The following is an 18,737-nucleotide window of genomic DNA, read 5'->3' as shown; positions in this document are numbered from 1 at the left end:
ATTTCATCCGGATGGGACTGATAATGACAGGGTTACACCGAAAAATATTTTTAGGTAGTGGAAGAAGGAAGCCTATAGAGAACAGCTCATCTATCTACCTAAAACAAAACCCAGGGCAAAAAGCCCTGGGTGGAGCATGTTATCGCTGTAAATAAAGGGTCTTCACAGGATTTAGCCCAGGACTTCAGTCCCGGGGGCGCTATATCAAGGCGTATACGTTACGCTACTGCCATACAGAATATTGGACACACCGGAGAAATACACATGTTTATCGGTGCTGGTAAGATTATACCACAGGTACACGCCATACCCGTTATTCCTGGTTTGGGTGGCCAGTGAATTAGCGGTACTCTGACTGGTGCTTTGGATATCCACGGCGGCGGGGGCCAGGGCGGACTTGGGCAAACCGGCTACGTTAGGCACGGAATAGCTGCCATAGATCGCATTCCAGCTGTAGTTCACAAAGTCGCCTGCTTTTTTACCGCCCCAGGAAAGCCGGGAAGCTGCCGGTCCATAATAATAAAACGAGATGATCTTGGCGGGCATCAGTTTGCGCAGCTCATCGAGCAACATCACGAAAGAGCTGTCATTGGGTTGTGGCAGGCCATTGACGCCATAGTCGGCATATTCATCATCGAAATCGATACCATCCAGTCCGTAGTAATTGGCGGTATCGGCCAACTGTTGGGCGAACGCCCTGGCGGCGGTGCGGCTGGTGAAGTTACAAAAGCCGGCGCCCTGGTGATTGCCCAGAATAGATAATAATACTTTCATGCCTTTGTTTTGCAGCGGAACAATCTGTGTTGCTTTGTTCACCAGTACATTTGTCACGTTCGGATTGTTGTACAGCACGGCTTTGCCGGTACTGGTGTTGTAGTTGATGTTCGCTGCAAAAATAATGGCGATGTCAAACAGTTGCTGGCCGCCGGTGGTAAGGGTATACTTACCGGTGTTGAGCAGGCTGTTACTGTTGACTTCTACATAACAGACAGATTTGCCACCGGCTTTGGTGACGGTTTCTTCTTTTGGTTTGTTGTTGAGCTGTTGATTACCGGAAACTGTCTCTTCTTTTTTACAGGAGGGCATGAAGAGAAGGGTTGAACAGGAGGTCAGCATGAGGATGGACGACCATACGCGGATTTGTTTTTTCATACGTAAATTTTAACGGTGATTGATATGATGATAATAAATGCTCCTGATGAACGGGGTATTGCGCGGATCATAAAAGGGGCAGGCGCGGATGTTACCGGCGCGCTAAGCAAAAAATGCTTTTTTGTATGAATGCGCTTTGCTCATCAGGAGCATTGGGTTTTTAGATATTATCAAGCTACACAGTTATCCTGCGATATCATTTCCACGTCACGGGTCACGTTATCTTTTGTCCCACCACAGTGCGGTTCCGCCGTCATCTGAAGGTTTGCTCAGCAAACCAATGGCTTTGGTAACGGCGGCATTGTTGGTATTGTATTCATTTTGCGGGAAGGGCAGCCTTCTCACCTGAAGGGTAGTGCTGATGGTATTGTTGCTGTTGTTGACCGCTACCGGGAACAGTTTAGGATAACCGGTGCGGCGGAACTCTGTCCAGGCTTCCTGCCCTTCGGGGAACATGGCCAGCCATTTCTGGGTGCTGATACGTTCCTGTTTGTGTGCCTTGTCGGCGCTTTCATCCCACTTCACGGTGATGTCGGAAGGAGAGGGCAGGTTGTTCTGCGCATTTTTGGGATCTACATAAGCATCCGGTTTGTTGGTACTGTTCACATAGTTGGCATCTGCCACATGCCACTGGTCCAGGGAAGTATTGATGCCTTTTTCATACAGGTCCTGTGCCGTTCCGCCGGCGTTGGCGAAGTTGTTGAGCGCCGCTTCCGCCCGCAGGAAGTATACTTCTGCCGCCGTCATCAGCTGTACGGGGGTATTGAGGCTAAATACGCCGTCCTGGTAGTTGAGCGCAGAATAACCTACGTAGTCGTTTTTGGAGTTGGAGCCGGTAACAGCGCCCAGCCGGATACCTACGTATTGTGAGGGAATAGCTGCATCGGTGGATTTGGACATGTACTTGCTGATGCGCGGATCTTTGTAACCGGTGAGGTAACACTGGAGGGAGGCGTTGATCAGGATATCATTCCAGTTCTGTGCAATGAATACCAGCGGATTCGTATAGCCGGCGCCGGGAATCCTTACGTTCATATTACCATCGTTGCCGGTGATCACGCCGCCTTTTGCAGGGTCCAGGGCTTTCTCCGCTTCGGCTTTGGCCAGTGCGGCGTCGGCATTGATAACGTGCATGGCTAAACGTAAACGAAGCGAGTTGCTGAACTGCAGCCATTTGGTGAAGTCGGCATTATATACCAGATCGAAATCGCCGAATTTAAATGGCAATGTTTTGCCGCTGGCAATGAAATCGCGGAGGGTGGCGTTGGCGGTGTCCAGCTCTTTGAAGAAGCGGGCATACACGTCTTGCTGGCTATCGTAATCGATATTGGTTTTGGCGGTACCGGCCTTGCTGTAAGGAATAGGCCCGTAGATATCGGTTACCCGGCTCATCGCGGTTACCTGTACAATTTGTGCCACTGCCCATACGGCGGGGAAGTCTTTGGGAATATTGGACTGACGTAACAGGGCCACGTTGCTCATGACGTTGACATAACCTACTTTAAAGGCTTCACCATTCCAGCCGGTCATCATGAAATAACTCAGATTATTTCTGCCACCATTAAAGGGGGTGGCGGAAGCCATATATCCGGAGAAGCAGTCGGCGTTCAGGTTTTGTTGTACCTGGAACGAGTTTGGGTCTCCACCGCCGGAGAAATTATAAATAGCCATGGTGGCTGTCTTCAGGTAGCTGAGGTTGTAGAAGTCGGCCTCCAGCATACCATTGGGAACACCGGTATTATCGGTATTGTAGAGCTCAAAGTTTTTGGTGCAGGCGCTCATTGCCAGCAGCATCCCGGCTACGATAGCGGGTAGACGATATTTACCGGGGAATATATTGAGACGTTTCATGTTTTCAGTTTTTACAGTGACAAGCAAGGGTTAGAAGGTTGCGTTCAGCGACAAGCCATAGTTGCGGGTAGCAGGTGGCATGAAAATGTCTACACCGGACAGGTCGTTGGCGGTAGACATGGTCATTTCCGGATCATATGGCGCTTTTTTGTGGAAATAAATCAGGTTACGGCCGGTCAGATTGAAACGCAGGGTTTTTACCCAGCTGTTTTTTACCGGAACAGCATAGCCCAGAGACAACTCCCGCAAACGCACTACCGTAGCGCTGTACATGTATTCGCCGGATACCGCTTCGCGACCACCAATGGAGCTGTACCATTTCAGTGGATCTACGCTGGTAACAGGCTGTCCATTGGGACCTACGCCATTGACAGCCACGCCGCCGGCATCACGGGCATCGCCGGTAGCTTTCGAAACACCGTATTGGTCCATCACGGACTGCGTTACTGACATTACCTGGCCTCCGAATTTACCGTCGATCAGGAAAGACAGGGAGAAGTCGCCATAAGAAAGATTGTTGTTCCAGCCCAATTGCCATTTGGGATTGGCATTGCCGAGGTATACAAAGTCGCCGCCTTGTTTAATAGGAGCGCCTTTGTCGTCGATCATGATACGGCCCTGTGCATCCCGCTGTAACACCGTTCCATAGATATCTCCAAAGGAACCGCCAACTTTGAACTTGGACATGAAGTTGGCGCCGGAGGCTCCACTCAATACAATTTGAGGGTTGATGTCGGATAATTCCAGGATACGGTTGTCGTTCACGGAGTAGTTGATGCCGGTATTCCATTGGAATTTACCACCACGGAACACGTCATAATGGAACACCGCCTCTATACCTCTGTTCTGGACATTACCGGCATTAAAGAAGAACACCTGGTTATAGGAAGCGTTTGAAGCGTCGATATTCAGCGTTTGGTTATTGGTATTGGTTTTATAGTAGGTGATGTCAGCAGTCAGCCTGTTGTCGAAGAAACGCCATTCCATACCCAACTCCAGCGACTTGGTTTTCTCCGGCCGCAGATTGGTGAAAGGTGTTTGTGGATTACCGGTAACACTGCCTACACCAAATGTATTATCTGCCGGATGGCTTTTGTAGTTGGTGGGAGAGTTGCCCACTTCTGCATAAGAACCTCTTACTTTCAGGAAACTGATGGCCTTAGGCATCTCCATCATCTGGCTCAGGATCAGGTTCAGGCCCACGGAAGGGTAAAAGTAGTTGTTGCTGGGCGTGAAAGCCAGGTTGGAAGCCCAGTCGTTACGGGCAGTGATGTCCAGATAGGCCATCTCTTTCCAGGCGAGATTGGCGCTGCCGAAGAGAGACTGGTATTGACCATGGTTTTCCGGCAAGGTACCGGAATTGACGGCATTCATGGTATTGAAGTTCTGAATCACGAATATATTGGCGATTTTCAGTCCGTCCTGGCCGGAATTGAATTTCACGCCGCTGGTTTTCAGATCACGCAGTGCGCCACCTACCAGGCCGGTCAGCCGTAAGTCCTTGTTGATGGGAACATTAAAATTCAGCATCAGATCGCCATATTGCTGAGTGGTGGTGGCATTGTTGTAGTTGTATACACCATTAGCGGGTGCTAATACTTTATAAGTACCGGCGTACATTTTTTGTTCATATACATCGTTGATACGGTCTATACTACCACGAGCCTGCACATTAAGCCAGGAATTGATCTCATATTTCAGACTGGCATTGAGTAACAAGCGGTTCCTGTTAAGCGAGTTCGGATCACGTTTGGTGACCCACCAGGGGTTCTGCTGGATATCTTCCAGGTAGGCCCAATTCTGCACTGGCAGGAAGTTACGGGTAGGGTCGGGTGTTTCAAACTGGTCTTTGAAAGGCCGGATGTCTCTGCCCCGGGGGAAGAGATATAAACCTGTCAGGGGATTAAGGTAAAATCCGGACAGGGGCGTATTATCGATTTTCTGTGTTACATAGTTCACATCTGCTTCTGCGGTCAGTTTGTTATTCAGGAAATGACCTGTTTCCTTGAAGTTGATGTTATTACGACCCAGTTTATTGCCTGGCTCAATGCCGGTACCGGCAGTATTGGCGTAGGAAAAATAGGTCTGCATTTGTTCTGAGCCGGCAGACAGGCTGATGGAGTTCGTGTAAGTCTGACCGGTTTGGAAAAAGGAAGAGAGGTTGTCTCCACCAGGACTGCTGAGTTTTGCCCCCCAGCTCTGCGGAGAAGTGGCGTTGGTAGCGCCGTAGTTGTTTTGAAATTCCGGTTTATAGGCTACCTGTGCCAGGTTGGCGCTGGAAGAGAAATTGATCTGCGTTTTACCGGACTTGCCGCTTTTAGTGGTAACGATGATAACACCGTTAGCGCCCTGGCTGCCATACAGCGCAGCTGCGGAGGCGCCTTTCAATACAGAGATGCTTTCGATATCTTCCGGGTTCATATTGGAGATCGGGTCTCCGCCATCATAGGCGTTGCTGCCACCGAAAACGCTGGAAGGCTGGTTGGTGAGGCTGTTGTTCATCGGTACCCCGTCTATTACATAGAGGGCCTGATTACTGGCTACACCCGACTTGCCGCCACGCAATACCACTTTGGCAGATCCGCCTATACCGGAGCCGCTGGGGGAGATGGAAAGACCGGCTACCTTACCATTAAGGGTATTGATCAGGTTAGGGTCTTTGGCTTTGGTCAGCTCTCCGCCGCTCACCTGCTGCATGGCATAGGTGATGGTTTTTTCGGAGCGTTTAATACCGAGGGCGGTTACCAGTACGCCTGTTAATTGTGTATTGGCCGCGTTTAGCACTACTGTCAGCGTGGTATTGTTGCCAACGGTGATTTCCTTTGTTTCATAACCGATAGAGCTGAATACCAGCACATCTTTTTTATCTGCCTGTATGGAGAAGCCGCCTTGTTCGTTGGTGATGGTACCACGGATAGTACCTTTTACCTGTATGCTGATGTTGAACAGGGGTTTACCATCGGCGCCGGTAACGGTACCTTTGATGGGAGCGGCTTGTAACACGCTTTCGGGCGCCGGTTTGGGACTGATAACGATGATTTTGTTCACGATGGCATATTCCAGGGACTTGCCTTTCAGGCATTTGTCCAGCACGTCGGTAAGCGGGGCGTTGCTGACGTTCATATTAACAGGCGCCGCACCTTGCAGCAGTTTTTCATCGTACACAAACTCGTAGCCGGTTTGTTTGCTGATGTTGTTGAACACATCGTAGAGGGCGAGGCGTTTGCCTTTGAGGGTAACCGTCTGTGAGTAGCTTTTGGCACTCAGGTGGAGGGTGACAGCCAGTAGAAGGGTGGCAGTTAATTTCATAACCAACAGAAATTTTCGGAGCAAAGGCCGGCCTGACCGGCAGGCTTTGCCAGTAGTAAGTTGTTGCATATTTTTGTATTCGTGGCTTTTAAAAAATCAGTTTCTAATGACGAGTGAAATTGGTAGCCATTTTTGCCGGGCCCTGACTGCAATCGGGGTCCGGTTTTTTACTACCTGTAATGGTTGATAGTATTAACAAGTGTTCATAACATGAAAATCTTTAAGCGTTATATAATTGTTACAGGTATAAGTACTAGTGTGGCGCCACGGGTCTGGCCGTGATAGTGCGCCCGTCCACTGTGAATTTTACGCGTTGGGTAGTTTCGAGTGCCTTCAGCAGCGCGCCGGCATCTTCCCGCCGGGAGATCACCCCTGTCAGGTCTATGTCAGATACGTTACCATCGTAGACGACTGCTATATCATACCACCGGGCGAGCTGCCGCATAATGGTGCGGATATTGGTATTACGGAAACGGAATTTGCCTTCCTTCCAGGCGAGGGTTTGTTCAATATCGGCTTCGGTGGTTTCGAAAGTACCGCCATTGGAGGCGATGCTGGCCTGGTAACCGGGTTTCAACAGGCTTTGCCGGCTGCCGCGTGTTACCTGTACGGCGCCGTCTACCAGGGTAGTGCGGATGGCCTGTTCATCGCCATAGGCCATTACATTGAAGCTGGTACCCAATACGGTGACGGTCATTTCTTCCACGCCGGGGGTTTTCACTTTTACCCGGAAAGGTTTATTGGCTTGCCGGCTGATTTCAAAATATACTTCTCCGGTTACTTCCACCAATCTCTCTTTGCCGGTGAAGGCTGCCGGGAAACGGATGCTGCTGGCGGCATTGAGCCATATTCTACTGCCATCGGCCAGGGTGAGCTGGTACTGTCCGCCCCTGGGAGTTACGACGGTATTGTACAGCGGTTGCTGATCGTCGTTGTTGCCTTTATAGGTGAGGGCGCCGTTGGTGTTGCTGATCCGGGTATTGCCTTGTACGGCCAATGAGCCGCTATGGGTGCTGTCCAGCGAGATGGTACTGTTGTCGGCCAATATGAGCATGGCTTTGTTGCTGCCCGGCGCCAGTGGATTGGTTTTAACGGCGGCTACTACCTGTGGCGGTGTTGCCGGCCGGCGCATAAACCATACGGCGCTGGTGACAATACCAGCAGCCAGCACTGCGGCAGCGGCATACATCCAGCGTTTGCGCACCGGCTGCAATGGCGCCGTCTGCAATACCTGTTGTAACATGGCAGCCTGGTCCTCCTGTGCCCATTCGGCGGGAGGGGCGGCTTGTGTATATAGTGTATGCAGGATATCAGCTTTGATTTCTTCTTCAAAAGCTCCGCTGGCCACTGCCTGTTGCAGTTGCTCCAACTCATCCGTACTCAGCGGCTGATGCTTGTATTTCTCCAGTAATTGCCTGATTTCAGCGACGGTCATTGCGACTTTAGAATTGGTGACAGCTATAAAGACGAACGATGAAGTAAAAGGGAGTACTCCCGCTGAAAAAAAAATTTAAGCTGATAATGAAGGATTTAGGGATTTTTTGATTTACGGATTTAGGAATTTATTTGAACATTGAAATATTTGACATCCTCTAAATAGCAAAATGTCTAAATAAATTCCTAAATCCGTAAATCAAAAAATCCAAAAATTATTGAGTTGTTGTTTGATAATGGATCGCAAAGACCGCAGGGCCAGCTGTAATTGTTTTTTGACGGTGTGAACGGAGATGTTCAGCTGATGGGAGATTTCTTCATTGCTCAGTCCCTGTTTACGCGCCAGGTAAATTTGTTTACGGGCAGGGGGAAGCGTATCAATGGCACTATGCAGTATTTGCTGATACTGATGGTCCTGCACTACGTGATCGGTATCGTTGGCATAACCTGGCTCCTGGGTTTCAAGGTAAGCCATGGCTTTCTGTTTCACCAGTTGTTTCCGGAAGCTGTCATATATATGGTTACGGGTCAGTATAAAAAGATAGTCGGAGAAATTATCAATAGTATCCAGCATCTCCCGCTTTAACCATACCCTCAGAAAAATCTCCTGTACTACTTCCCGCGCAGCCGGAGCATCTTTGAGATACAGCATGGCGGCGTTGAACACCTGTTGGCTGTAGGTGTTAAACATGCGCGTGTAGGCGGCCTCGTTACCTGAAGCTATCGCTTTCAATTGCTCTCTTTCATCCGGGATAGATGACTTTGACAATATGTGTTGGATTTTTTCTACCGCCTAAATATAGGAAACAAATCGGAATCCGGACTTCTCCGCCTGCCGGGGGAAGCTAAACTATTTACCGCTGCCAGCTGTTCTTACAACAGTTATTGTATTCATCACATTTTAAATGTTATGGTATGAAAACGTTGAAGGTATACTGGCTCCTGCTGATGCTTTTAACACTTCCGGCATTGAGCGTAGGGGCGCAGGACGAGGAGACCATCCTGAAAGCGGAGCGTATCAAAAAAGGAGACCTGCCACCTGAAATACTGGAAGCCTATCAGAAACGTTTCCCCAATGCCAGCCTGAACCAGATCATGAAGATACCGACAGGCTTGTATAAGCGGGACTGGGAGATTGAAGAGAGAAATAAACCGAGTTTGCAGGACGAATATTACACCCTCACGCTGACCGGCGACAAGCTGGACATAGAAGCGTTATACGACCGCAACGGTAACCTGATCAGGGCCCGTGAAAGAGCCATCAATGTCAAACTGCCGGAAAATATCGGCATGTACCTGGCTGACCATTATCCGGGGTACCATATCGTGAAGGATAAGGTGCACCGGCTGATCTCTCCCAAAAAAATACAGGCGGAATGGGAGGTAATGGTGGTAAAGGACAACGACTTCCGGCGCCTCTTTTTTGATAAGGATGGAAAATTTGTTAAAGAAAGAAAATGACCCTCTTGTCCGGCCATATCTTTAAAGGCGGCAACTGGTGGCTGGTGGCCTGTTTCCAGTTGTTGTCCTTCTTTGTGCAGGCACAGGGCGATCCCCTGCCTTCCTGGAACAATAGTGCGGTGAAGGAATCTATAATCCGGTTTGTATCGGCTGTCACCAACGGACAATCTTCCGGGTACGTACCGCCGGAGGACCGTATCGCTACCTTCGATAACGACGGTACCCTATGGGCGGAAAAACCGGTCATACAGGAGCTGTTCGTTGTTTTCCGTATCAACCAGCTGGTGGCCAAAACGCCGGCATTACGCAACAAACAACCCTACAAGGCGGTGCTGGAGAAAAACCGGGCCTACCTGAAAGCCATGGGGCGCAACGGTTTGCTCGACCTGATGAACATTACGCATACCGGCATGACGGAAACCGACTTCCGCGAGGCTGTCCGCCTGTTTTTCGACAACGCCAGACATCCGGTGCTGGGCGTACCCATCGCACAGCTGGTATATCAGCCCCAGCTGGAACTGCTGGAATACCTGAAAAACAACCAGTTCAAAATTTATATCTGCTCCGGTGGTACGGTGGAGTTTATCAGGGCTATCTCCTGGAAATATTATGGTATTCCGCCGGAACAGGTGATCGGGAGTACCTTTCATTATGCCTATGTAGATAGCGCCCGTGTAAATGACATCATGCTCCTCAAAGGCCTTTATCAGCTGAACGATCAAAAAGAAAAACCGGTCAACATTCAATATTTTATCGGTAAACGCCCCATACTGGCCTGTGGTAATATCGGCGGGGGCGGAGATATCAGTATGCTTCGTTTCTGCCAGGGAAGCCAGTATCCTTCCCTGCAACTGCTGGTACATCACGATGATGATGAACGGGAATTTGCCTATGAAGAAGATGATAACGAATCGCTCAATAATGCCCACCGTTATGGCTGGGGTGTTATCAGCATGAAAAATGACTGGCAGCATATTTTTGTGGATGCTGTGCCCTGAAATGCCTTACCCTCCTGATTTCTGGAAAAAATGACCTATTTTGGGCCGTCCTTACAGCAGGATGGAAACAGTTATGTCAGGTATGAATCATCATCAATATCCACTCAGGACCGTACAGGTAACCCGCTATGTAACTCCCTTGCGGGAAGGGGGTTCCCTGCCTGCGCTTACAGAAGCGGACGACGGATTCCTGTATGTGCTGAAGTTCAGAGGCGCCGGTCAGGGCGTAAAAGCGCTGATTGCAGAGCTGATCGGCGGAGAAGTGGCCCGGGCGCTGGGCCTTAAAGTGCCGGAAATCGTATTCGCGGCACTCACAGAAGATTACGGCAGAAATGAAGGCGATGAAGAAATTCAGGACCTGCTCAAATCCAGTGTAGGCCTTAACCTGGCTTTGCACTACCTCTCCGGCGCCATCACCTTCGATCCGGTGGTGACCACCATCGATGAAACGCTGGCGTCCAAAATTGTATGGCTGGACTGTCTGCTGACCAATGTAGACCGTACCGTGCGTAATACCAATATGCTCATGTGGCACCAGGAACTGTGGCTGATAGACCACGGTGCTTCCCTGTATTTCCATCACTCCTGGGATAACTGGGAAGAACAGTCCACCCGGCCTTTTGCCAAAGTGAAAGACCATGTACTGTTGCCACAGGCCTCGCAGATAGCGGAGGTGGACAGCGCTTTCCGGGCTATCCTTACGCCTGAGCGTATCCGCGCTATCGTGGACCTGGTACCGGAAGAATGGCTGACCGGCCAGGACGGCCTTACTGCCGCAGAAAGACGCGAAGTATATGTACAGTTTTTAACCAGGAGGATTGCCTCTTCCGATATTTTTGTAAAAGAAGCAGTATATGCAAGAACTTCACTTATATGAGTACGCCGTTATACGCGTAGTGCCACGGGTAGAGCGGGAAGAGTTTCTCAACGTAGGTGTCATGCTCTACTGTAAAAAACAAAAATTCCTGCAGATGCGCTACATACTGGATGAGTCCAGGTTGCGCGCTTTGTGCCCGACCATAGATATTCATGAGCTGGCATCCTATCTCTGTGCCATTGAAAAAATATGTGCCGGTGGCCGTCAGGGCGGACCTATCGGTATGCTCGACCTGGCCTCCCGTTTCCGCTGGCTCACCGCTACGCGGAGCACGATTGTGCAAACCTCCAAAACACATGGGGGATTGTGTATCGATGCCGCCACTACCCTGCAACACCTGCACCAGCAGCTGGTATTGTTATAAGTCGGGTCTGATTATTGATGCCATCCTGTTAAAAATGATTGACGATGGCAGCAACCAGAACGGTTTCCGCGCCTTCCCGTAAAAAGGCTGCTGTAGCAAAGAAAAAGCCGGCAACGAAGAAAAAAGTATCCGTTGCCGGTAATTATAACGCCTGGAAACAGTTTGAAGGAAAACAATATACCGGCATGAAAATAGGCCGTAGTCATAAATGGAACTACGATGCCGGTGTATGGCGCGAAACCAAAATCACGCCCGATCTCTGGGAAATTTCCTACGATGTGATCAAACGCCGCGCCGGCCATGCCCCGGAAGGTTCCGGCGTTCCGGTAGGTACCGGTTATCACTGGTACATCCTCGCCAACCAGCAGGTGGATAAAATTAACGCAGACGATTATACGACAAAGATGTCCGGCTTCAAATTTAAGCTGGCACATAAACGCGCCGGTAAAAACAAGTGGAGCGCTTCCTTCAGCAACCAGCGCAAACGCATGATCAGTTTCCTGGAAGATATGATTACCCAACTGAAGAGCGCTGCCGTGCCGCTGGAGTTTTCATATAAGGATACAGCCTATGAGGGAGAAGCGATTCCCGTCATGGAAACCTGTAAGGAAGGGGATTGTGTGGAGTGGGATGTCTACCTGAATGATGAAAGCAAGGGCATTATCAGGAGAATGAAAAGCGGTTGGAAAATGGATGGGGTAACAGACAAGGGATTGATCAAAGCGATAGCGGCTGTACTGGCATCAGAATGAGGCGGCTTCCACCAGGTCCAGCTGCAGCTTTAGTTTAGCGGCTACTTCAGCGCCTTCAAAACCTACGTTGGCGAAACGGATATTACCTTTCGGGTCTATGATATAGGTAGCCGGAATCATGTTGAATCTGAACTTATCGCTGATATCCGGATCGGTATTGTAATATACCGGGAAGGAATATTTTTTATGACCGAACCATCCCCGGGCATCGGCGAGGGTATTGCGGGCGCCGCTGTTGACTACCATAAAAACCACCCTGGGATTGTCTTTATAATGTTCATACAGTTGTTGCAGGTAAGGCATTTCCTGCATACAGGGTCCGCACCAGGTAGCCCAAAAATCAATCAGCACTATTTTATTTTTCAGCAGCGCTGCTGACACCGGTTTGCCTTGCATGTCCACAAAGGACTGCAGCGAAGGTGCGGGGCGGTTAATCAGCTGTGGCCGTACTTTATCGAGCAGTAATTTTTCCCGCAGCTGTTGTACGGCTTTCAATTTTTCGTTGTTACCGGTACGGGTATAAAACGTGGTAACGTTGTCCAGTGTTTCATTGTCCGGGGAGATGACCAGTGCGGAGTCCATTTGTTGCGCAGCTTCGTGCAGGCGTCCCTGTTGGAGGGCGATGAGCCCCAGCAGGGAATGCAGGTTGCCTTGTGCTTTGCGGGTAACCGCCATGCGGGTATCAGCGCTTACATAAGGATAGATATAACCTGTTTCCGGGAAGTAGCGGATAATACCTGCGGGAAAGCTATCTGCCTGCGACAGTGCCAGCTGCGCATAGTAGCGGGCGGTATCCGGCGCCAGCTGGTATTGTTGCAGCGTGGAAGCCAGTTCTTTCCAGGTGGTGGTGGTCCAGGGATTGCGGCGTTGGGTAGCCACTTTACGGGCATGGTACAACGTTTTTGCGGTGTTATGTCGGGCGGCATACAAATCGAATAGTTGTTGGTGCATGCCGGTATAATATTGTGTATTGGCCGGTGTTTCCTTTTGCAGGGCCTGTTCCAGCAGTTGGATGCGGGTAGTGGTATCGCGTTCTTTGGCGATCGTGGCGGCGCGTTGTTCTATACCGGGTTCGCTGTCAGGATACCGTTGCATCACTACCTGGCGGATGGAGTCTACGCGGCTTTTCTCTCCGATGATGAGGTAACCCATAGTCACTTTGTTGAGGTTGCCGGGATTGGAAGGGGCGCTGTTGAATTTCTGTGCAATCACGTTCAGTGCCTGTTCCCGGGCTTCCGGCGAGGTCTGCATCCGGTAGTGCAGCTGCCGCACTTTCGCCTCGTAGTTATCGGGGTAGAGGTCCAGTTCCTGTTGATACAGGGCGGCCTGTTCCGCGGCGAGTTTAGGCGATTTCCCCCTTTGTGCAGTGAGACTGTAGGCCTTATACAGCAAGCCGTCTTTCACCGGCTGGTGGCCGGCGTATACGGGGATGGCGTAATGGCTGTCTGCTGCGGGTTTGTCGGTAAACTCACCGCTTTCCAGGTAAAAGGTAGCATAGGTGGCGAAACCTGCCAGGCGGAAGGAGGTTGTCCATTGACGGCCCTGTCGTTGCAGGGGTATGGTGGTGGCTACATCATAAAAATTAGAGTAGGAAAACACCAGTCTGATATTCGAAACGCTGTCAGGGATGGTGGCTGCCGGCGCCTGCGGATCGTAGGTCACCGTTACCACATCGCCGCGCTGCGGATATTGCGGTACGATGGTTACCCGCTGCTGTGAGCGGGCGTTGTGCACAACGCCCGTCAGCAGCATCAGGAACAATATGGCAAATGAAAAATAACGCATCATTTATAGCCCTCGTTTTGGGTGAGATTGGGATTGGTGCTGATAGCATTTACAGGAATAGGATACAGGGTATCTGTAGCCTGCCAGTTAGCGCCTTTGATGGGTTGCAACACAGCGGTAGATTGTTTGGTCCGTTTCAGGTCAAACCAGCGGTGGCCCCATTCGGTGAATAGTTCCAGGTGCCTTTCTTTTTCCACGGCTTTCAGCAGATCCTCTTTTCCGAGAGTGGTGGCCAGTTTGGGTAGGCCAGCCCGAACGCGTATGGCGTCGAGGTCGGCGCGGCCATCATCCAGTTTCCCTTGTTGTATGCGGGCTTCCGCACGGACCAGGTATTGTTCGGCCAGCCGGAGTACCATAGAATATTCAGTTACCGGACCTGCGGTATTAGCCCTCACTTTGTATTTGAAGGGGAAGTAATAGGTAGCGCCGGCGGTAGTTTTACGAAAGCCGGTCCAGTTGGCGAGCCGCAGGTCACCGGTTTCAAAACGGCTGATCAGGTGCAGCGTATCCAGCCGGAACACGGCTGCGGCCGTGGCATTGGCGGGTGCGGCGGTAAATCCTTCCCAGGTATTACGGCCAAAAGCTACATTCACGGGTTGCAGCTGGAAGATGGCTTCTCCGCTGTTGGCCAGGAATACTTTGTTCAGGTCTTGCAACAGGGAATATTTGCTGTCGCCGATAACCTTAGTTGCGGAGGTTTCTGCCAGCGTCCATTGTTGGTTGTATAGGTAAATCCTTGCCAGTAAAGCATTAGCGGCGGCCCTATTGGGGCGTATACGCGTTCCCGTTGGATAGGCATCATTCAACAGGGCTACGGATTCATTCAGATTTTTGATAATGGTGTCATATACAACGGACCTGGCTATACGGGGTATGATACCGTTTTTTTCGTAGTCGGTACTGGTGATCAGCGGTACGTCTCCGTACATGTTGACCAGGTAAAAATAGAAGAAAGAGCGCATGAACAGGGACTCTCCGATCAACTGGTTTTTAACCGCGGGAGAGAGGCCGTTGTTATTGCGCAAACCTTCCAGGCAGGCGTTGGTATGGTAAATAAAGGAGTACTGATCAGCGAACATGCTTTGCACGTACTGGCTGCTGGGAACCAGCCGGTTTTCCCGGAACACGTCGTAGTTGTCGAAGGTAGTGTAATAGTACAGTTCATCGGCCTGCATGGCGGAGAGGAAATTCATCAGCACGTTGGCAAACTGGTAGTTATAGGCGTTCATGCTGGTATACAGGCCGGTTACCGCTGCGGTGGCGGTCTTATCGTCTGTAAACACCAGTTGGGACACCAGTTCGTTTTTAGGCAAAGGCGTATCTACGAACTTGTTACAGGCGGCGCCTGCGGAGATAGCCAGTAAAACGAAGAATATATGAATGCGTTTCATGTCAATATTTTTTATCAGAGAGACAATTGTAATCCTATGGTATATGATTTCAAGGGAGGCATCGACCGGCCCTGTGTTTCAGGATCATACCCTTCATAGCCGGTAATGGTGAACAGGTTCTGTGCGGTGCCATAGATGCTGGCGCCACCCAGTTTCCATTGCTGTACATATTTGGACAGATCATATCGCAGGGAGAGATTTTTTAACCGGATAAAAGATGCATCGCCCCATTGCGCGGAAGAGAGTGCAAAGCTGCGGGCGTTGGCCGCACCACTGCCGAGCGTGGCCTTCGGCGCACTGGCTCCCTGTCCGGGAGTAGTCCAGCGTCCAAGGGCGTCCAGGTTTTGGTTCGCACCGGAGCCGATGGGGGCCAGGCCATAGCCATAGTTGAAAGAGCCACCTTCCTGTTTTACGAACTGGAAGAAGAATTCCAGGCTAATGCCTTTATAGGAGAAGGTGTTTTGCAGTCCGCCGTAGAACTTAGGCGTTTTATCACCGAGGATAATATTGTCATCCGGGTCGTACACGGTGCTGTTGGTGCTGCCGTCCGCTTTCCGGAAAAGGGCGAGACCTGTTTGCGGATCAATGCCGGTGAACTGGAAACCTTTCTGGATAGTCAGCGACTTGCCCACCACCAGCAGGTCTTTATAGGTGGAAGATTCAATATTTGGGAATTCTTTTAACTCATTCTTATTGATAGTGAGATTAAAAGAGCTGCGCCAGGTAAAGGCTTTCCGTTGAATGTTAATGGAATTGATTTCAAACTCCCAGCCGCTGTTGAGCACTTTGGCCGGAAAGTTACGCAGTACGCTGGGGAATCCTACCTGTGGTGATAGTTTATAGTCCAGCAGTTGGTTATCTGACATATTGTGATAATAGTCGGCGGTGATCAGCAGACGGTCTTTAAAGAAACCCAGATCGAGGCCCACTTCTTTTTTATGGCTTGTTTCCCAATGGTACTCAGGGTTGGCGAGCCTGGCGGGCGTAAGTCCGGTGATACCATCATAGGGGAGGGAAGTGGTTGACCAGGCGTCGAGATAGGCATAGTCAAGAATATTGTCATTGCCGGAGCTACCAATACTGGCACGCAGTTTACCGAAGCTAAGGATGGAACCTTCGGGGATAAAAGATTCTTTACTGAATATCCAGGCTGCGCCGACAGCGCCAAAATTGCCGAAACGGTTGCCCGGACCAAAGCGGGTAGAGCCATCGCGGCGGAAAGTAGCGTTAACCAGGTATTTTTCATCCCAGTTGTAATTGATACGGCCAAATACGGCATTATAGCGGTACAGCGCGTAGCTGGTTTGTTTAGGGGTGAGTTTGGCAGCAGAGCTCATGTCTTCCAGCATGGCGTCGCTGGAGTAGCCTTCACCGATTACCCAACTGCCCTGACGGAGCGCCTGTTGCCAGCTGCCGCCTGCCAGTAGCTGCAGGGTACCTTTGGCAATGGTGGTGGTATAATCTATCTGTGGTTCCACAATATAGGTGCTGACATCTGTATTTCCGTACTGGGCGGAGCTACCGATACCTTGATTGGGGTTAAAGCTTTTGCCGGGCAGCAACAGTGTTTGCTGCATATTGGTTTGCGTGTAACCCACGTTGGCTTTTAGATTAAGACCAGGCACCGGCGTATATCGGATATCTGACTGGGCCACCAGGTTGTTGGTGCGGGCATTGGAACTGCGCAACAGGTAGGCCATCGGATTTAATCCGTTGAGTGTCCAGTAATAACCGCCCAGAGAATCGTAGATGGGATAGTTGGGCGCCTGGTCGGTAAAGCTGGCGAGACTGGCGGCGATAGAGTTGTCGCGTAGGGAGGAGTAGTTAACCACCGCGCCTATATGAAAACGGCCGTCTTTGTTACTATGGTCTGCACTCAGGCTGCCGGCGCCTTTGGTGATACCGAGTTTGTTGGGCATGACGGTGGTTTCCTTGCGGTAGGTACCACTTAATCTGAACTGTGTTTGGGTACTGCCGCCGGATACGCTACCCTGGGCTTCTGTCAGATGGGCGGTATTACCGATCATGAGTTTTTGCCAGTCGGTGGTTTTTTGCTGGTCCCACAGCAGGAGGTCCGGAGCCGTTTCCTCGTCCGGCGTTTTATTATCGTTTTTAAACGCTTCCCTGCGCATTTGGAGGTATTGTGGGGTAGAGAGCATGTCTACCATGTTCACTACCTTACCGGCGCCGGTATAAACATTGAAATCAGTCTTTGTTTTACCGGCTTTGCCGCGTTTGGTAGTAATGAGTACCACGCCGTTGGCGCCCCTGGAACCGTAGATGGAAGTCGCATCGGCGTCTTTCAGTACATCGATCCGTTCGATGTCGGCCGGGTTGATAGAGGCCAGCGGGCTTTGTTTGCCATTGGCGGAGGTAAACTCATTAAGGGGGTCAGAGATGAAAGGCACGCCGTCGATAATGAACAGCGGTTGGTTGGCTTGTAATACGGAGTTCTGACCCCGGATAAGGACATTGAACGCTGCACCGGGCAAGCCGTTGGTGGAGTTGATCTGTAGTCCGGGTACCCTGGCCTGTAAAGCGGCCAGCGGGTCCATCACGGGGTTGGAAGCAATATCATTGGCTTTGATGCTGGTCACGGAACCGGTATTAAATCTTTTGCTGGTAGTACCGTAGGCCACCACCACGGTTTCATTGAGCGCGTTAACGGCCGCCTGTAATACCACCGGAAAGTCGGTGGTATTGCCAACGGTGATTTCTTTAGGCTCGAAGCCTACATAGGTGATGTACAATACATCGCCGGGTTGGGCTTTGATGCTGAACTTCCCTTCCGTATTGGTGATAGCGCCGTTATGGGTGCCTTTTACCTTTACGGTTACCCCGATGAGGGGTACCCCGGAGGCATCTTTCACCGTACCGGTAACGGGCTGCTGCTGTGGGGCAGGAGCCGCCGGCAGGTCGCGCCGTTTAATGAAAATAGTTTTGTCCTTGATGGTATAGTCCAGCGGCTGACCTTTAAACACTTCAGACAGGAAATCGGGCAGTGATTGTTGTTGCGCCTGTATGTTCACCGGTTTAGTATCGCGGAGCATGGCCCGGTCATAAAAGAACAGGTAGCCGGTTTGTTTTTTCACCGCCGAAAAAACATTTTCCATGGAGACATTGCGCGCAGAAAGGGACACTGTCTGCGCCGTAGCGCCGGCAGAAACCTTGAGTGTGGCCGCAATCAGTAACATCACTGTTAATCTCATTGTTAGTGCAATTTTGGTTGGTAAAGACGCTGGTATAGAAAGCGTCTTCGCATAAGGATTCAATTGCATAGATTTGCATTGGTTTGGATGTAAGTAAATCAGTGTTTAAGGTGTCGAGCCTGAATCATGACTGTCTTTGTCCGGACATTTCGCC

At 50.5% G+C, this 18,737-nt stretch carries 13 protein-coding genes; 5 read left to right on the top strand and 8 right to left on the bottom strand.

Annotated features, from left to right (window positions below; genetic code table 11):
• Window positions 1-204: 204 nt before the first annotated feature.
• The 5 genes from ICL07_RS03805 to ICL07_RS03785 form a co-directional block, all read right to left on the bottom strand.
• A complete protein-coding gene (locus ICL07_RS03805; RefSeq protein WP_223151739.1) occupies window positions 205-1,152 on the bottom strand; it encodes an endo-beta-N-acetylglucosaminidase H in 948 nt (315 codons plus the stop codon).
• A 219-nt stretch (window positions 1,153-1,371) separates the two neighbouring features.
• A complete protein-coding gene (locus tag ICL07_RS03800) occupies window positions 1,372-3,003 on the bottom strand; it encodes a SusD/RagB family nutrient-binding outer membrane lipoprotein (RefSeq protein ID WP_188086608.1) in 1,632 nt (543 codons plus the stop codon).
• 30 nt (window positions 3,004-3,033) lie between these two features.
• A complete protein-coding gene (locus ICL07_RS03795) occupies window positions 3,034-6,312 on the bottom strand; it encodes a SusC/RagA family TonB-linked outer membrane protein (protein ID WP_188086607.1) in 3,279 nt (1,092 codons plus the stop codon).
• 253 nt (window positions 6,313-6,565) lie between these two features.
• A complete protein-coding gene (locus ICL07_RS03790; protein ID WP_188086606.1) occupies window positions 6,566-7,747 on the bottom strand; it encodes a FecR family protein in 1,182 nt (393 codons plus the stop codon).
• 198 nt (window positions 7,748-7,945) lie between these two features.
• Window positions 7,946-8,515: an RNA polymerase sigma factor gene (locus ICL07_RS03785; RefSeq protein WP_188086605.1), complete on the bottom strand. Its 570-nt coding sequence runs from the start codon at window positions 8,513-8,515 to the stop codon at window positions 7,946-7,948.
• A 146-nt stretch (window positions 8,516-8,661) separates the two neighbouring features.
• Here ICL07_RS03785 and ICL07_RS03780 point away from each other — a divergent pair, with 146 nt between their 5' ends.
• From ICL07_RS03780 to ICL07_RS03760, 5 genes are all read left to right on the top strand, one after another.
• A complete protein-coding gene (locus tag ICL07_RS03780; protein WP_188086604.1) occupies window positions 8,662-9,207 on the top strand; it encodes a hypothetical protein in 546 nt (181 codons plus the stop codon).
• On the top strand, window positions 9,204-10,205 hold the full coding sequence (locus ICL07_RS03775) for an HAD family hydrolase (protein ID WP_188086603.1): 1,002 nt from the start codon (window positions 9,204-9,206) through the stop codon (window positions 10,203-10,205). Before ICL07_RS03780 ends, ICL07_RS03775 begins: the two co-directional genes overlap by 4 nt.
• 82 nt (window positions 10,206-10,287) lie before the next feature.
• Window positions 10,288-11,082, top strand: coding sequence for a HipA family kinase (locus tag ICL07_RS03770; protein WP_188086602.1), 795 nt, complete (start codon window positions 10,288-10,290; stop codon window positions 11,080-11,082).
• Window positions 11,060-11,446 (top strand): DUF3037 domain-containing protein, encoded by a 387-nt coding sequence (locus tag ICL07_RS03765; RefSeq protein WP_188086601.1) that lies wholly within the window; start codon window positions 11,060-11,062, stop codon window positions 11,444-11,446. The genes ICL07_RS03770 and ICL07_RS03765 overlap by 23 nt, the downstream gene beginning before the upstream one ends.
• A 44-nt stretch (window positions 11,447-11,490) precedes the next feature.
• A complete protein-coding gene (locus ICL07_RS03760) occupies window positions 11,491-12,198 on the top strand; it encodes a hypothetical protein (protein ID WP_223151738.1) in 708 nt (235 codons plus the stop codon).
• Here the strand turns inward: ICL07_RS03760 and ICL07_RS03755 are convergent.
• The 3 genes from ICL07_RS03755 to ICL07_RS03745 are packed head-to-tail and all read right to left on the bottom strand — an operon-like array spanning window position 12,190 to window position 18,583.
• Complete coding sequence (locus tag ICL07_RS03755; protein ID WP_188086600.1) at window positions 12,190-13,986, bottom strand: TlpA disulfide reductase family protein; 1,797 nt, start codon at window positions 13,984-13,986, stop codon at window positions 12,190-12,192. The genes ICL07_RS03760 and ICL07_RS03755 overlap by 9 nt on opposite strands.
• On the bottom strand, window positions 13,983-15,374 hold the full coding sequence (locus ICL07_RS03750) for a RagB/SusD family nutrient uptake outer membrane protein (RefSeq protein ID WP_188086599.1): 1,392 nt from the start codon (window positions 15,372-15,374) through the stop codon (window positions 13,983-13,985). Before ICL07_RS03750 ends, ICL07_RS03755 begins: the two co-directional genes overlap by 4 nt.
• Before the next feature lie 14 nt (window positions 15,375-15,388).
• Window positions 15,389-18,583, bottom strand: coding sequence for a TonB-dependent receptor (locus ICL07_RS03745; protein ID WP_188086598.1), 3,195 nt, complete (start codon window positions 18,581-18,583; stop codon window positions 15,389-15,391).
• Window positions 18,584-18,737: the final 154 nt, after the last annotated feature.

Origin of the sequence: Chitinophaga qingshengii (assembly GCF_014529935.1) — a bacterium.
GTDB lineage: Bacteria > Bacteroidota > Bacteroidia > Chitinophagales > Chitinophagaceae > Chitinophaga > Chitinophaga qingshengii.
Note: the sequence above shows the minus strand (reverse complement) of the source record. Positions and strands in the feature narration are given on the sequence as shown.

Excerpts from the sequence above, each read along its gene's own strand:
- ICL07_RS03805 (WP_223151739.1), bottom strand. The coding sequence starts at position 1,152 with ATGAAAAAACAAATCCGCGTATGGTCGTCCATCCTCATGCTGACCTCC.
- ICL07_RS03800 (WP_188086608.1), bottom strand. The coding sequence starts at position 3,003 with ATGAAACGTCTCAATATATTCCCCGGTAAATATCGTCTACCCGCTATC.
- ICL07_RS03795 (WP_188086607.1), bottom strand. The coding sequence starts at position 6,312 with ATGAAATTAACTGCCACCCTTCTACTGGCTGTCACCCTCCACCTGAGT.
- ICL07_RS03790 (WP_188086606.1), bottom strand. The coding sequence starts at position 7,747 with ATGACCGTCGCTGAAATCAGGCAATTACTGGAGAAATACAAGCATCAG.
- ICL07_RS03780 (WP_188086604.1), top strand. The coding sequence starts at position 8,662 with ATGAAAACGTTGAAGGTATACTGGCTCCTGCTGATGCTTTTAACACTT.
- ICL07_RS03775 (WP_188086603.1), top strand. The coding sequence starts at position 9,204 with ATGACCCTCTTGTCCGGCCATATCTTTAAAGGCGGCAACTGGTGGCTG.
- ICL07_RS03770 (WP_188086602.1), top strand. The coding sequence starts at position 10,288 with ATGAATCATCATCAATATCCACTCAGGACCGTACAGGTAACCCGCTAT.
- ICL07_RS03765 (WP_188086601.1), top strand. The coding sequence starts at position 11,060 with ATGCAAGAACTTCACTTATATGAGTACGCCGTTATACGCGTAGTGCCA.
- ICL07_RS03760 (WP_223151738.1), top strand. The coding sequence starts at position 11,491 with ATGGCAGCAACCAGAACGGTTTCCGCGCCTTCCCGTAAAAAGGCTGCT.
- ICL07_RS03755 (WP_188086600.1), bottom strand. The coding sequence starts at position 13,986 with ATGATGCGTTATTTTTCATTTGCCATATTGTTCCTGATGCTGCTGACG.
- ICL07_RS03750 (WP_188086599.1), bottom strand. The coding sequence starts at position 15,374 with ATGAAACGCATTCATATATTCTTCGTTTTACTGGCTATCTCCGCAGGC.
- ICL07_RS03745 (WP_188086598.1), bottom strand. The coding sequence starts at position 18,583 with ATGAGATTAACAGTGATGTTACTGATTGCGGCCACACTCAAGGTTTCT.